This is a genomic window from Caulobacter sp. SRI_014 (genome assembly GCF_057586315.1).
Genome location: NZ_JBYCZQ010000001.1, coordinates 193930 through 205849 on the forward strand (window position 1 = coordinate 193930; position 11920 = coordinate 205849).

At 65.7% G+C, this 11920-nt stretch carries 17 protein-coding genes and 1 pseudogene; all 18 read right to left on the bottom strand.

The genetic code is table 11. From position 1 onward, the window contains the following. Positions 1 to 2 precede the first annotated feature (2 nt). The 18 genes and pseudogenes from AC2YG9_RS01065 to AC2YG9_RS01150 all read right to left on the bottom strand — a co-directional run bounded on the left by AC2YG9_RS01065 (position 3) and on the right by AC2YG9_RS01150 (position 11907). Entirely contained in the window at positions 3 to 434 is a 432-nt protein-coding gene (locus AC2YG9_RS01065; RefSeq protein WP_487296070.1) for a hypothetical protein, read from the bottom strand. Positions 435 to 454: 20 nt separating this feature from the next. Further along, positions 455 to 880, bottom strand: a complete 426-nt coding sequence (locus AC2YG9_RS01070) for a hypothetical protein (RefSeq protein WP_487296071.1) — start codon at positions 878 to 880, stop codon at positions 455 to 457. Further along, positions 873 to 3119 carry a phage tail protein gene (locus AC2YG9_RS01075; RefSeq protein ID WP_487296072.1) on the bottom strand — a complete coding sequence of 749 codons (2247 nt, stop codon included), beginning with the start codon at positions 3117 to 3119 and terminating at the stop codon, positions 873 to 875. The genes AC2YG9_RS01070 and AC2YG9_RS01075 overlap by 8 nt, the downstream gene beginning before the upstream one ends. Further along, positions 3116 to 3718 (bottom strand): phage connector family protein, encoded by a 603-nt coding sequence (locus AC2YG9_RS01080; protein ID WP_487296073.1) that lies wholly within the window; start codon positions 3716 to 3718, stop codon positions 3116 to 3118. The genes AC2YG9_RS01075 and AC2YG9_RS01080 overlap by 4 nt, the downstream gene beginning before the upstream one ends. A 3-nt stretch (positions 3719 to 3721) precedes the next feature. After that, entirely contained in the window at positions 3722 to 3928 is a 207-nt protein-coding gene (locus AC2YG9_RS01085) for a hypothetical protein (RefSeq protein WP_487296074.1), read from the bottom strand. 9 nt (positions 3929 to 3937) lie between these two features. Continuing rightward, positions 3938 to 4063 (bottom strand): hypothetical protein, encoded by a 126-nt coding sequence (locus tag AC2YG9_RS01090; protein ID WP_487296923.1) that lies wholly within the window; start codon positions 4061 to 4063, stop codon positions 3938 to 3940. Positions 4064 to 4090: 27 nt separating this feature from the next. Then, positions 4091 to 4279: pseudogene (locus AC2YG9_RS01095) on the bottom strand (hypothetical protein); the annotation flags it as partial. Next, positions 4279 to 4530 (bottom strand): spike base protein, RCAP_Rcc01079 family, encoded by a 252-nt coding sequence (locus tag AC2YG9_RS01100; protein WP_487296075.1) that lies wholly within the window; start codon positions 4528 to 4530, stop codon positions 4279 to 4281. The gene AC2YG9_RS01100 and the pseudogene AC2YG9_RS01095, both read right to left, overlap by 1 nt. A gap of 1 nt (position 4531) precedes the next feature. Then, entirely contained in the window at positions 4532 to 4732 is a 201-nt protein-coding gene (locus tag AC2YG9_RS01105) for a hypothetical protein (protein WP_487296076.1), read from the bottom strand. Positions 4733 to 4801: 69 nt separating this feature from the next. Next, entirely contained in the window at positions 4802 to 5308 is a 507-nt protein-coding gene (locus tag AC2YG9_RS01110; RefSeq protein WP_487296077.1) for a hypothetical protein, read from the bottom strand. A 24-nt stretch (positions 5309 to 5332) separates the two neighbouring features. Beyond that, on the bottom strand, positions 5333 to 6220 hold the full coding sequence (locus AC2YG9_RS01115; RefSeq protein ID WP_487296078.1) for a phage capsid protein: 888 nt from the start codon (positions 6218 to 6220) through the stop codon (positions 5333 to 5335). Between the two features lie 111 nt (positions 6221 to 6331). Further along, positions 6332 to 7270 (bottom strand): hypothetical protein, encoded by a 939-nt coding sequence (locus tag AC2YG9_RS01120; RefSeq protein ID WP_487296079.1) that lies wholly within the window; start codon positions 7268 to 7270, stop codon positions 6332 to 6334. After that, positions 7263 to 7538 carry a Bbp19 family protein gene (locus AC2YG9_RS01125; RefSeq protein WP_487296080.1) on the bottom strand — a complete coding sequence of 92 codons (276 nt, stop codon included), beginning with the start codon at positions 7536 to 7538 and terminating at the stop codon, positions 7263 to 7265. Before AC2YG9_RS01125 ends, AC2YG9_RS01120 begins: the two co-directional genes overlap by 8 nt. Further along, the gene (locus AC2YG9_RS01130) at positions 7535 to 9193 is read right to left on the bottom strand and encodes a portal protein (RefSeq protein ID WP_487296081.1); all 1659 of its coding nucleotides are present in this window, start codon (positions 9191 to 9193) and stop codon (positions 7535 to 7537) included. The genes AC2YG9_RS01125 and AC2YG9_RS01130 overlap by 4 nt, the downstream gene beginning before the upstream one ends. Next, positions 9190 to 9591: a hypothetical protein gene (locus AC2YG9_RS01135; protein ID WP_487296082.1), complete on the bottom strand. Its 402-nt coding sequence runs from the start codon at positions 9589 to 9591 to the stop codon at positions 9190 to 9192. Before AC2YG9_RS01135 ends, AC2YG9_RS01130 begins: the two co-directional genes overlap by 4 nt. A 3-nt stretch (positions 9592 to 9594) precedes the next feature. Next, a complete protein-coding gene (locus AC2YG9_RS01140) occupies positions 9595 to 9783 on the bottom strand; it encodes a hypothetical protein (RefSeq protein WP_487296083.1) in 189 nt (62 codons plus the stop codon). A gap of 39 nt (positions 9784 to 9822) precedes the next feature. Further along, positions 9823 to 10305: an HNH endonuclease signature motif containing protein gene (locus AC2YG9_RS01145; protein WP_487296084.1), complete on the bottom strand. Its 483-nt coding sequence runs from the start codon at positions 10303 to 10305 to the stop codon at positions 9823 to 9825. Positions 10306 to 10395: 90 nt separating this feature from the next. Continuing rightward, positions 10396 to 11907 (bottom strand): terminase large subunit domain-containing protein, encoded by a 1512-nt coding sequence (locus tag AC2YG9_RS01150; protein WP_487296085.1) that lies wholly within the window; start codon positions 11905 to 11907, stop codon positions 10396 to 10398. Between the last annotated feature and the right edge of the window lie 13 nt (positions 11908 to 11920).

Below are 11920 nucleotides of genomic sequence, written 5' to 3' on the forward strand. Positions count from 1 at the left end.
AGTCACCAACCCCTGTTGCCTTGCCATGGCCGGTTCAAGCTGGACAGCTTGCCCAGACCCCGCTTCCCGAACATGCGCTGCATCGCCGAGGGCTGGGGCTCCAGGGCCTTCGCCTCTTCGTCATACCGCTGGATCGCCAGCTTGCCCTCATAGCGGGTCCACAGGGCCGCGAGTTCGGCGTTGGTGCTGTCCTGATCCATGATCAGCTTGTTCGACCCACCGTAGCCGGTGCCGCTTTCGGCAATGGCCGCACTCTGGGCGCCGAGCTGTTCGTTGGTCTGACGGCGAAGCGACAGTTCGCGCGCCGCAGCCTGATCACCGACCTGACGGGCCTGCTCTCGCGCATGGCTTTCCGAGAAGGACGCCTGCGCGTTGGCCGCCTGCCCGTCCGCCACCTGGCCGCCGATGCTCAGGGCCGAGCTGGCGATACCCATGATTGCCCCAGCCCATGCCATCAGCGTTTCACCCAAGCCCAGCGCTTTGCAGCCGTTCCGTCTTCGCAGTACCCTTCCATCAGGCCCTCGAAGCGCGCGCCCATTATACCAACCCAGCGCTCGCCAGCCTTGAAATCTGCCGCCGTCACCGCCTCAATCCGCCGAAAGGGCGCCGTCTCGAAATACCGCCGGACAGCCTTGGTCGCGGCGATCATGTCGCGGCCCGCGTCCTGAGCGATCAGGGCCCAGGCCTCGCCCCTGCCCCCGCCCCTGTCGAGAACCCCACCGCAGCCGATGACGCGGTCAGTCCTCAGCGTCCAGGCATTGCCGGTCTGCTCAAGGTGGGTGGCTTCCTGCGGGGTAATCCGCTCCTGCCAAGCCCGTTGAGCCGGTTGAAGGATCAGCTCGGCGAGGTCGGAAGCCTTGAAGGGCTCGACGCTAGCCATGGGTTTCCATCTCTGGGAACAGGGCGATCAGGGTGAACGGGAAATCGTCATCCCCTTCCAGAGCGATGGTGGCCGCGCCACTGAAGGTTCCGGGGAAGGTCAGCACCTTGTCACCCGTGAACAGCGGGGGGGCCTCGTCCATCGCGAGGCCGGGCGTGCGGTACTGGAGCGCATCGGTCGATCCGAAGGCCGGGCCGAACTTGCCGCCCAGGCTGTCGAGAAGGCGGACGGTGAGGGCGTGGACGCGCTTCTTCTGGCCCTGTGAGGTGCCCGCGTTCCCCCCGCCCTCCAGAGGCATGAGTTTGGCGCTGTAGGGGTTCGGCAGGCCGACCACGGCTTTCGTGCAGGCAGACTGAAGGGTGATGGCCCCGGCGCTTACCGTGCGCTGGGGGTGTGCAGCCCCGTTGGTCTTCACGTTGACCGTCTCGCCTTCGAGGTGATCGAGGCCCGAAAGGGTCGTGGTGCTGGCGCCGTCGTAGACAAGCGCCGACTGGCTGTAGACGGTCAGGGCTTGATCATCGCCCTCGCCGTACTCAGCCGCGCGGTACTCGATATAGCGCCTGGTCTCGCCGTTGATCGAGCGGGAAACGACCATCCAGACATCATCGCGCGTTCCATCGGGGGACGGGATCACGGCCACGCTCTCGACGCCCTCCAGATGGCGATGCCAGCCGATCACCTTGTCTTCAAGCTGGAGAGTGACCGCCCTCATGTCCCCGTTCGCCATGGCGCACCACAGCGCCTCATGCGGCGCCTGCTGCCATGCGGCGCTGACGATGGGGCTGGGGAGCAGCCCGTGGTACTTGTTGAGGTCCAGGGCCTCGTAGCCGTCCTGCCCGCCGATGAGGAGGCGCAGCCGGCGACCCGACTTCTCGGCGAAGACGACGCCTGGCCCAACCGCAACCGGCTTCAGGCCCGTCCCGCCCCAAGGGGTTTCCGGGTCCTGCTGGGTGTTACCCGGGCCGAAGGGCTGCTGGCTGGTCTGCTGCTTGATCGTGTGTTCCGCCCCGCCCGTTCCGACGAAGAGGACGTTTTTCGTGGGGGCGACCCATTCGACGGCGTTCCCCTGCGCGCTCTGGATCGAGATGACCACGGCGCTGTCCGGCAGGACTTCGCCATGGGTGCGGGCCCGGAAGTTCTTGAAGTCGCCCGCGACCGAGGCCCATTGCTGTTGACCCCGGAACCACGTCAGCCGCTCGCGGAAGAAGCAGACGTTGTCGGGCCAGCCGTCCACGTCCGACCACGCCGGCAGGGCCCAGCGGTGGGTCGCAGCAGTCGCCAGCTCGGCGGGCAGGCGCGATTTGACCGTGCCCTCAGCCTCCGTGGCGCTGTTGACGTCGGTGATCTCGATCCAGCCGTAGCCGGAGTGCAGGTATTCCCATTCAACGCCGATCGATCCAACGGCGCCGTCGCCCTTCTGCTCGGCCCCGGTGCCGTCCCAGTACTTGCCCTTCGTGTGGACGGGGACCTCTTCACCGCAGATGGCGGGCTTGTCCGTCGTATCGACCGGGCCAACCTGCGTGCACTTGTAGAATTTGAAATCCGCCCGGCGCTGGTCGTTCACGTCAGTCTTGGTGCGAACTTGCCACGACCTGGTGTCGGCCCCGTCCTCAAGCTCGATCTCCAGCAGCCCGCCGACATGACCCGCTTCGAACAGGTCAGCCGAGGCGGTGACAGTGACCGTTCCACCAACGGTGTAGGTCCCGGCGACGGTGACGGTGGTCGCGCTGATATCCACCGTGTTCTGGTCCTGAAACGGTCCACCCTCGGGGACGAACAGCGCAAGCGTCCAATCGTCGTTGGCATTGCGCGTCAGGGTGCGGGGCGCATGGCCGGCGCAGGCGAGATAGAGGATGTCGCCCGACTGCTCAAAGCGGATGCCGAACGTCCCATCATCGCGGGTCAGATCGGCGGCCAGGTACGGGGTGGCGACCTCGTAAGGGTCAGAGCCATCCATCAGAACGCCCCGGTTGCGGTAGAACCGGACGTACTCAGGCCCGAACTCCAGAATGAAAGCATCCGAGCGGGAGAAGACGAACGGGCACAGCCAGACCTTTTCGCCGTTGGCCTCCGAGACGTAGACCGTCCCCGCAGCCCGCATGAGGGCGCCCTGTACCTGGGGGATCAGGCCCTTGCAGTAGGACAGCCCCGCCTGCCACTTCTCGAGGTCAGGGCGACCGCCAAGGAGCGGGGACAGCTCGCCCGCGTTGAACGAGGTTATGGCGCCGTTCCACTTCACGCGCGGCTCACCAGCCAGCTACCATCCGGCGCTTCCTCGGCGGGCTGCTCGATAGCGTTGAGCTTGAACGCCTCCTTCAGGGCCTCCCGGTACTCCTGCCAGGCGACCTGCTTCTTGGACGTTGAGCCCGTGACCTTCTCGCACAGGTCGAAGGCCAGCCGGCAGGCCAGCGCCTCGTCAAACAGCGGGTCCCACAGGGTCGTGTTCGTCTGGCGAAAGACGTACCGGATATCGAGCGGCGCGGCGATATCGGTGAGGATCTTGCCGCCTTCAAGCTGGTAGGTCGGCAGGAAGCGGCCCACCGCGTCAGCCAGGCCCGGTGTCCACTCCGCGCCGTTGATCTGGGCAAGCTGGAGACAGTCGGCCGGCAGAACGTAGGACAGGCTGTAGTCAAAGGCCGGGGCCGTCACCTCAGCCGACAGGCGGGCGCGGGTCATGGCGAAGGTCCAGCGCGCGCCCCTCAGCAGCAGATCGCGGACGGGCGCGAACCGTTGCTTCAGCGCACGAGCGCGGTCGTCCTCATCATCAAAGGTGAGGATCGATCCGGCGCCCAGCTTGTGGAGGGCGCTGTTGCCGACGACGGTTTCGCTTTCGGCCATGGGTCAACCTGTGCAGACTGCTTTGGCGATGGGGTTACCGTCTTCATCGAGCAGCCAGACCTCGTTCCAGTCGCGCTCCCCGGCGTTGAGCGTCAGGGCGAATTGCGCGCCGACCTCTTCGGCTTGCGTCTCGGTATCCAGCAGGGTTGCGACCCCCACCTCGATGGGGCCCTCACCCGTGGTGTCCATTCGAACGACGCTAACGAGCATGGCAGGCTCCTAACTGATGCTGACGGTGTTGCTTAGCGCGGTCGCCATGGTGGCGTCGGTGACTTCGCACTGCATGACGGCGGGGTCGTTGGTGTCTCCACCAAAGATGACGACGCGGGCTCCATCGACTTCCATTGCTTCACCGATGCTTCCAGAGACGGCGTTCCAGGTGTACGTGTAGGGACCGGTCCCGCCCGTCGCCGTCGCCGTGCATTCGCCCGTTTCAAAGTCGTATGACGACCCGGCTCCCCATGTCAGCGTAGACGGGGCCGCCACAACCGACAGGGGCTCAGGAGCGTCCTCCGCCGCTGGCGTGTTCGCTGTGGTGAGGCTCAGCCCCACGCCGATCATCAGACCAGCCCCGTGATGCCCGTGGCTTCGGTGTCGGTATCGAACACACGGGAGACGCGGATGGGGATGACGCCCGCCGGAACGGTCAGGGCGTGGGTGACACCAGCTTCGTCGTTGACCTTCAGCGTGCCGCCAACCGAGACGATCAGGGCGCGGGTGGTCACAGCCAGGTCGTTGCTGTCGTGCGGCGTGATGGCGAAGAAGCGGCTCGCCGGCAGATCGCTGTTCTGGGCGCCCTTGGTGATCGTCATCTCAGGTCACCGGGAAGGTGGTCTTGACGATGTAGCCCTTGATCGCCTCCACGGCGTTCAGAAGGTCCTGGCGGGTCAGGGCCGGGTTGGACGTGCCGAGGGTGACCCTCAGCTCAACCGTCTGGCTGCCCGTGCTGTCGCCCACGACCACGTCGGAGGGAAGCTTGCCGCCGATTGCCACCCCGAGAAACTTGTCGGCCATGATGTGGCTCCAGACTGGGAAAGGGCGGCCCCGCCATTACAGCGGGGCCAGGGGTTACTCAGGGAGGAACTAGTAGCCGCCGGTGTACTGGACGCGCATGGCGATGGTCACAGCGGCGGAGCCGACCGTGTTGCCGGTCAGGCAGACGTCGTACTCGCGCTGGGGATCGCTGGTCAGGCCGAGGCGCTGCCAGACCGTTTGCTCGACCTCAGCGATGTCGGTCGCCTGGTCGTGGTACAGCACGTCACGGAAGGCCGCGGCGCTGGACAGGTCCAGGCCATCGGCGAAGACGTCCTTGGTCACCACCGCGCCGCCGTTCTCGGCGGTCTGGTAGATCCCCACGTCGTAGTCGGTGCCGCTGGTGATCGCGTCGTTGGCGAGCAGGATCGCGGAGATGCGATCCGAGCTGCGGACACGGGCCATGCGGTAGACCGAGCCATCGTCGTCGGCGGCCAGGGTTTCGACGGTCCCGACCGCTTCGAACAAAGGGCCTCGCACCAGATGCGCGGCGCAGGCAACTCGGGGCGTGGCGTCACGGTTGGTGATCGCCGTGGATTTGGTGTTGGCAACAGCCATTGTAGTGCTCCAGATCTAGGGCGATCAGCCCTCGTAGCAGAGGACTTCGACGACCTTCTTTTCCTCGGTGCGCGTGGCGCCGCAGGTCAGGGAGGCGGTGATTTCCTGGGGGTTGCCCTCCAGATCGCGGCGCGGGCCGATGTCGGACGTCACATCCGACCAGATGCCGAGGTGCATGCCCGACTTGGCGTAGATCGGAACCCGGCGGTCGCTGCCCGAGGTGATGGTCAGGCGCTCGCTGTGCACGAAGTCGATGCCGAGGAAGCGCATGACCTTGCCGTCCTTGAGGACCGGCTTGTCCTGGCCGTTGTAGTCGGCGCTGGTGATCTGCACTTCGCCCAGCAGGTTGTCGTGCTGGGTGGAGTTGACCACGCAGATGATCGGATCGGTTTCCAGATCGACCTCATGCGACATCAGCAGGCGCTTGGCTTCGCGCAGCTTCTTGACGTTGAGGCCGGTGTTGGTGCCGCCGACGTCGTTGCCGACCTGATTGGTCGAAAGGAACGTGGTGGTCGTGCCGCCCTGCTTGCCGGTCTTCGCGTCGGCCCAGAAGGCGGCGATGATGGCGTCATCCATCTTGCGGCCCAGCGAGGCAGTGCCGGCCATGACCAGCGGGTTCTGCGGGTCGCTGATGGTCTGGAGCAGGTCGATGTTGTCGATGATGTCCGACCAGTCGAAGAAGCGGGGGTACACCCAGCGCCGGTCGGTCGGCGTGTTGGCCGCTTCCTTCGGGACCGCGCGGCCCGTGCGTTCGCGGGCCTCGGTCACGCCGTACTGATCGACCGGGCTGGCGCCCTCACCCTTGTGGGAGCCGATCATGACGTGGTTGCGCAGCTTGGAGCCGCGTTGTTGCAGCAGAAGGCTCGCGGTCTTCGCGAACTCAATCCGATAGTGACCGCTCAGGTCCGTCATCGCGGATCTCCGGTTGGGGTTTTAAATCCAATCGGCTTGTCCGCGAGGCGGGTCCGCTGTCGGCGAAGCGACGAGGTATTCTAACCCGCCACAGCGCCGCGCAACAGTTTTCTAGGCTGCCTTCGCGACGATGCTGGCGAGGCGCGACCACTCTTCTTTCTCAGTCGTGCCGCCGCTCATCCACCGGGCCTGCCATTCACGGTCACGCTTGAGCGCTTCCATGCGGGCAGCGGCTTGCTCAACCGAGACGCCGAAGCCCGACTTGCCATCGCCCTCAACGAAGGTGTCCTCGCCGAGGCCCTTGCCGATGCCGTTGAGCAGCCGCATCGTCTTGCCGAGGCCAAGGCTGGCGGTGACGGCGTCCAGGTCGGCCTGCTCCAGACCCATCACCTTCATGCCGCGCCGGGCGATCTCGCGGTTCTTGTCGAAGTCGGCGCCCCACTCGGTGCGGAGACCGGCCAGCTCGGCGTTGTCGCGTTGCTCAGCGGCCTGGGCTTCGGCGGTGGCGCGCTCGGACACGTAGGCGTTCCAGCTTTCGGCCAGCTTGGCGGCGCGACCAGCCGGAACCCCGGCCTCGTGCAGCCACTTGGCGGCGTTGCCGGCGAACTCCGCATCAGCGCCAGCCAGTTGGGTCAGGCCGTAGCCCTCGGGGGTGTCAGGGCGGCCCAGCGCCTTGGCGACGCGCTCGAAGCCCTCGGTGTCGTTCTCATCGACCGGCAGGACCACACGCCCCGCCTTGTCGCCGCTCATCAGGCGCTCGAGGTTGGCGTAGGACTTGGCGAGCCCTTCCGCATCCTTGACGCCCTTGCGCTCCATGTACGCCCTGATGTCGGGATCGGTGATGCTGTCGAGGAAGGGGTTAGGCTCACCGGCAGCGGCGTCGCCGGGTTCCTCACCGCGCAGGAAGGCCTTGAGGTTGGCGGCGTCAACTTCGGCCTGCGCGGCTCCCGCCTGGCCTTCGCCGAGCAGTTGGGCAACGGTCGTGCCCGTGGTTTCGGCGGCGGTCTGTTCGGCAGCGTCCGCGCCTGCGGCTTGTGCAGCGTCACTCATCGGGGTCGGTCTCTTCTCTCAGGTTGAACAGGGTGCGGTCGTCAAGGTGGATGAAGGCGAGGATGCGGTTGAACATCTCCTGCCTGCCAACGAGGCGGGCGGAAGCGATGGGGTCCACAGCGCCGTTGAGGTCGCGGATGATCGGGGCGTCGGGGTGTTGGGCGAAGCGCTTGAGGTCGGCCAGGACAGCCTTGCCCTCGCCGTGAGACCCGTCGCCGAACAGGCCTTGATACGCCTTCTTGCGGCGGGCTTGGGGGGTGAGGATCACGCGGGCACGATCTCCGGGGCCACCTGACCGGGCGATCCGGCAATGAGCGATTGCGCCTTGGCGAAGTTGGCCGCCGAACCGCTGGCACTCTCAGCCGCAGCCAGAACGTCAGCCCCCTGCGCCCGCTGCTGCATCTGCTCGCTGATGGCGGCGACCTCATCCTTGGTGTTCATCAGCGTCGGCGTCATGCCGTTGATCTCGCCCAGGCGGCGGATGATGTCGGCGCCCTTGCCCGAGAAGACCGACCGCGCGTCAGGGTCAATCTCCATGATCGGCCCGGCGCTCTCGATAGTGCGCAGGATGCCGATGCCCTCGTCAGCCATCTGGGCGCGAGCGAGGGGCGAGGTGTACTCGATCTTGATCCCGTCATCACCGAAGGCCTCTTCGGGCAGATCGTCGAGCCAACCCTGCTGAGAGAGGATATCGAGTTCGGCCTGAATGATCGGGCCGAGCAGTTCCGACTGAAGCCGGCCCATGGTGGGGGCGAGAAGCTGGCCCTTCTCCTGAGCGCGCAGCATGGCCTCGGTGGCCGTCATCTGCGGCGTCTCGACGAGGATCTGGAACAGCGTGACGAGGAACGCCTCATTGATCGTGGCGCGCTCCTGGCTCAGCATCTCGAAGGTCAGGGGCATGTTCGCGCCGACCACAAGCGGCTGGACCGTGGCGCGTCCGTCCTGATCGATACCGCCCCGGATGATCGCCCGGGGTTGGAGCTTGGGGTTGATGCCGCCGTCATCGGTGACCAGCATCGGGGGCTCAGCGTTGAGCTGTCCCGTCCGCAGCATGGTCTTCTGCATCTCGTTGGCGGTCTTGATGGTCGCCAGCACCGTCATCGCCGGGCCGCGTCCGTAGGTCTCGCGGGGCGCGGTGACATAGCGGGCGGTGGCGTACCGCATCGTGCGATAGCCGCTCTCCTTGAGCAGTTTCCGGCCTTCGAAGGAGACGTAGTAGGAGGCATACGCCATGCCCCGGTAGTCCATGCGGTCCCAGGAGGCGTCTTCGCGGGGGCGAACGCAGTGGATCAGCTCGAACTTGCGAAGGGGCTCGTCCTTGAGGCAGCGCTTGATGCTCTCGGGAAGCTCATCCTCGGTGAACTGCTGGGCCATCTGGCGCGCGGTCAGTTCGAACTTGCGGTGAACGGTGTCCACCATGCCCTGGAAGTTCTCGGCCCAGAACACCTCAGCAAAGGGGATCGATCGATAGCGCAGGCCGACACCGTTCGGGCCTTCGTCAACGAACATGGCGCCGTTTCCGAAGGCCCCGAGGCCGATGTAGGTCTCATGGGCCTGACTGGCGAAGTTGGCGGACGGGGCGTATCGGGCGGCGAAGAGGGTATCGTTGACCTGGCTGAGCCACTGCTTGGCGGCGTCGTCGGTGTTCTGCTGACCCTGAAGGCGCAGCTCGTGCCATTGCTGGGTGCGGGGGGTGAGCATCCCCTCGATAGCCGCAGCGAACTTGTCGAGGGCAAGCGGGGCGGTGCTGTCGAACACCTTCTCGTTCAACTTCTCGCCGCCGATGCGGCCCTTGGTGGTGAAGTCGCGCTGACGCGTGAGGACGCGATCAGCCACCTCCTGACAATGGCTGTCGAGGTTGGAACGCTGGGCTTCCATGGTGGATTGGATGCGGAGGGCGTCTTCCGCGCGGCTGTCGGTCACAGGGCGATGCTCCGCACCACGGCGGCGAAGATTTTACCTCGGACCGTGCTTTCCCAGCGGTCGTCCTCGGGTGGGAACGTCGGCGTGAGGTCGGGCAGGTTCATGCAACGCTCGGCGTCGATGGCGAGCATGAGGCGGTAGTCGTCACTCAGGTCCGCCCAAGGCAAGTGGTCGGGCACCTGCTTGATCTTGGCCCAGCGAAACACGGAAGCCCACGCGGTTTCAGCACAGTCCCACGCAAGTTGAGACAGCGAGCCACCGGGCTTGCCGTCCCCGTCTAGGTCGGGGGGGTTGATGCCGAGGTCTTCGAGCGAGATCACTGGCGGGTTCATCGGGTTCTTGGGCAGCGCATCCAGAACCTTGGCCTTGTCGGCGGCGGACGGCGACTTGCGGGCCATGGTCTAGCCTCCCTGGCCCATGAGATTTTTCATCGCGACGGAGCCGCCCATGCGGCCCTCTCCCGTCGAGAGGAACGTGCTGGCCCGACCCTGAGCCTTGCGGCGAGTGTCGTTCTGCTCAGCGCTGATGCGGGCGGTGTTGATGGTCGGAGGAGGCGGCGCGGGGGCGGCCCGTTGGGTCTTCGGTTCCACTGGATTTCCTCGCGAAGCGACGGGGTATTATCCCACTTTTCACGCTGCCAAGGCGGGTTGATCGTTGGCTTGTCGCCACGTCTTCCCCCGCACGATGTAGCTGATGTTCATCGAGGTCACGCCGTACTCTTCGGCCAGTTCGCGCAGCGTGACGCCGCCCGCTCGATAGATGGAAGCGATGAGCGCCGCCTGCTCAGCCGTCAACTTCTGCTTGCTGTATCGACCATCAGGGCCGCAGCCGGTGCGTTGGCGGCCCTTCGCGATCTTGTCGGCGGCGTTGTCGGCGTGGGTCCCGCCGAACAGGTGGGCAGGGTTGCAGCAGACCGGGTTGTCACACCTATGGCAGACGCAGACCGGGCGCTCTCCGGTGGTGAGAATGTAAGCAATGCGAGACGCCCGCTCTGTCTTACCCTTGAAACGCAGGCGGCCATACCCCTTTGGTTCACAGTAAGCCTGCCACGGCCAACAGGCATCCGGCCCGCCGGATTGGTCAATCGTCTTCCAGAATGTCTCAACGTCCACTTCAGGGCTCCCGTTTCTCGCGAAGCGAAGCCCCATTATACCGTTCTTTACCTGTGCAAGCGGGGTATTTTACCGCAGATGCCGGCTTGGCTAGTCGTCAATTCCCGCCATGCCATCGGCATATTCAGCGCGGTTCGGGTTGGCGGCGGGGCGGGTGATCGTGTCCATGATCCGGCCCATGAGCGACAGGTTGTCCACGTCGTCGTCATGGCGCCCAGCAGGGAAGCCCACGCACTCGTCAATGAAGCAGTCGCCGTCGCTGTCATCGCGGACGAACACCCGGCCAGCCTGCACGAGGGCTTGAGCAGAGCGGGCGCGGCTCACCTTGTCGGAGGAGGATGCCAGCCATTCGAGCTGACAGGACAGACGGCGCTCTCGCATCTTCGCACGCAGGGCAGGCTCAACGGCGCGCTGGATCACCCCGCTTTCCCCGATGAACTTGCGGATGCCGCCCTTGGATCGAAACTCGGCGATGAGGTCGCACTGGCTTTCGATCCAGATATCCGAGGAGGTCTGTCCGCCCCAGGATGCGATGCGGTAGACGTTGAGGTTGCTGTCCACACCCCAGACGGTCATGCGGGTGAAGTCCCCGCCCTTGTCGGTCACGGCATAGTCGCTCGTTCCGTAGTACCGCAGGCTCTTGGGAAGCTGAGCGTCAGTGAAGCGGTTGAAGCTGGCGCGCTGGAAGTAGGTCCCCTCGTCGGGCCGGGGCCGCTGCTGATACAGCGCCGACCATGTGCGCGGGTTGACCTTGAACTGGTTCCAATGCTCGACAGGCCAGTACTCAGGCCAGAGATAGTCACCCTTGCGCCGGCCAAGCGGGTCATCGTCGCGCTCGGCTTGGGCCGGGATGTTCACGACCTCCCAGACCTCACCGTCACGGCAGAGGATCGGGCCGCTCTCGCCGTCATAGCCTTCAGGCAGGAGCGAGCCGGACAGGTCGGCTTCGTGCCAGCGGGTCTGAATGATGATGATGGCCGCACCGGACTTCTGGCGGGTCAGCACGTCGTCGTCGTAGGCTTGGCGGGTGGTGGCGCGCGTGACCTCGCTGTCTGCCTCCTGACGGCCCTTCACGGGGTCATCGATGATGATGAGGTCGGCGCGGTTGCCGGTGACGCCGCCGAGGATGCCGACACCCATCCACTCGCCGCCGTTGGTCGTGCCCCACTCGGCGACGGCCTTGCGTTGGGGATCTAGACCGCTGTTGAATATCTCGGCGTACACCGGCTGGCGCATGACAGCCCGGGCCTTGCGACCATGCTTCTCGGCAAGGCTCCCGGCGTAGGTGGCGACGATGACCGAGCGGTTGGGCTTGCGGCCCAGATACCAAGGCGTGAACAGGTGGACGCTGTAGGTGGACTTGGCCGCGCCGGGCGGCATGAAGATCATGAGCCGGCGGACCTCGCCACGCTCTACGGCCTCGAGGCGTTCGATGAGATAGCGGTGGTGGTCGCCCAGGTGAGCGTCAGGGATGGGGAGGAAGCGGCCCTCAACCTCGTCGATCTCGACCCCGGGTATCTCCACCATGCCGCAGAAGTCAGCCAGGCTGTCGCGGGCGTCGGCGAGGTCCAGGGCCCGCCACGCTGCGTCGGGGTGCGCCATGATGCGATCAACG

What these genes read in the sequence shown, in the direction of transcription:
- AC2YG9_RS01100 (WP_487296075.1), bottom strand. Translation starts at nt 4,530, where the DNA reads ATGACGATCACCAAGGGCGCCCAGAACAGCGATCTGCCGGCGAGCCGC.
- AC2YG9_RS01090 (WP_487296923.1), bottom strand. Translation starts at nt 4,063, where the DNA reads ATGGAAGTCGATGGAGCCCGCGTCGTCATCTTTGGTGGAGACACCAAC.
- AC2YG9_RS01085 (WP_487296074.1), bottom strand. Translation starts at nt 3,928, where the DNA reads ATGCTCGTTAGCGTCGTTCGAATGGACACCACGGGTGAGGGCCCCATC.
- AC2YG9_RS01110 (WP_487296077.1), bottom strand. Translation starts at nt 5,308, where the DNA reads ATGGCTGTTGCCAACACCAAATCCACGGCGATCACCAACCGTGACGCC.
- AC2YG9_RS01080 (WP_487296073.1), bottom strand. Translation starts at nt 3,718, where the DNA reads ATGGCCGAAAGCGAAACCGTCGTCGGCAACAGCGCCCTCCACAAGCTG.
- AC2YG9_RS01115 (WP_487296078.1), bottom strand. Translation starts at nt 6,220, where the DNA reads ATGACGGACCTGAGCGGTCACTATCGGATTGAGTTCGCGAAGACCGCG.
- AC2YG9_RS01070 (WP_487296071.1), bottom strand. Translation starts at nt 880, where the DNA reads ATGGCTAGCGTCGAGCCCTTCAAGGCTTCCGACCTCGCCGAGCTGATC.
- AC2YG9_RS01120 (WP_487296079.1), bottom strand. Translation starts at nt 7,270, where the DNA reads ATGAGTGACGCTGCACAAGCCGCAGGCGCGGACGCTGCCGAACAGACC.
- AC2YG9_RS01065 (WP_487296070.1), bottom strand. Translation starts at nt 434, where the DNA reads ATGGGTATCGCCAGCTCGGCCCTGAGCATCGGCGGCCAGGTGGCGGAC.
- AC2YG9_RS01135 (WP_487296082.1), bottom strand. Translation starts at nt 9,591, where the DNA reads ATGGCCCGCAAGTCGCCGTCCGCCGCCGACAAGGCCAAGGTTCTGGAT.
- AC2YG9_RS01150 (WP_487296085.1), bottom strand. Translation starts at nt 11,907, where the DNA reads ATGGCGCACCCCGACGCAGCGTGGCGGGCCCTGGACCTCGCCGACGCC.
- AC2YG9_RS01105 (WP_487296076.1), bottom strand. Translation starts at nt 4,732, where the DNA reads ATGGCCGACAAGTTTCTCGGGGTGGCAATCGGCGGCAAGCTTCCCTCC.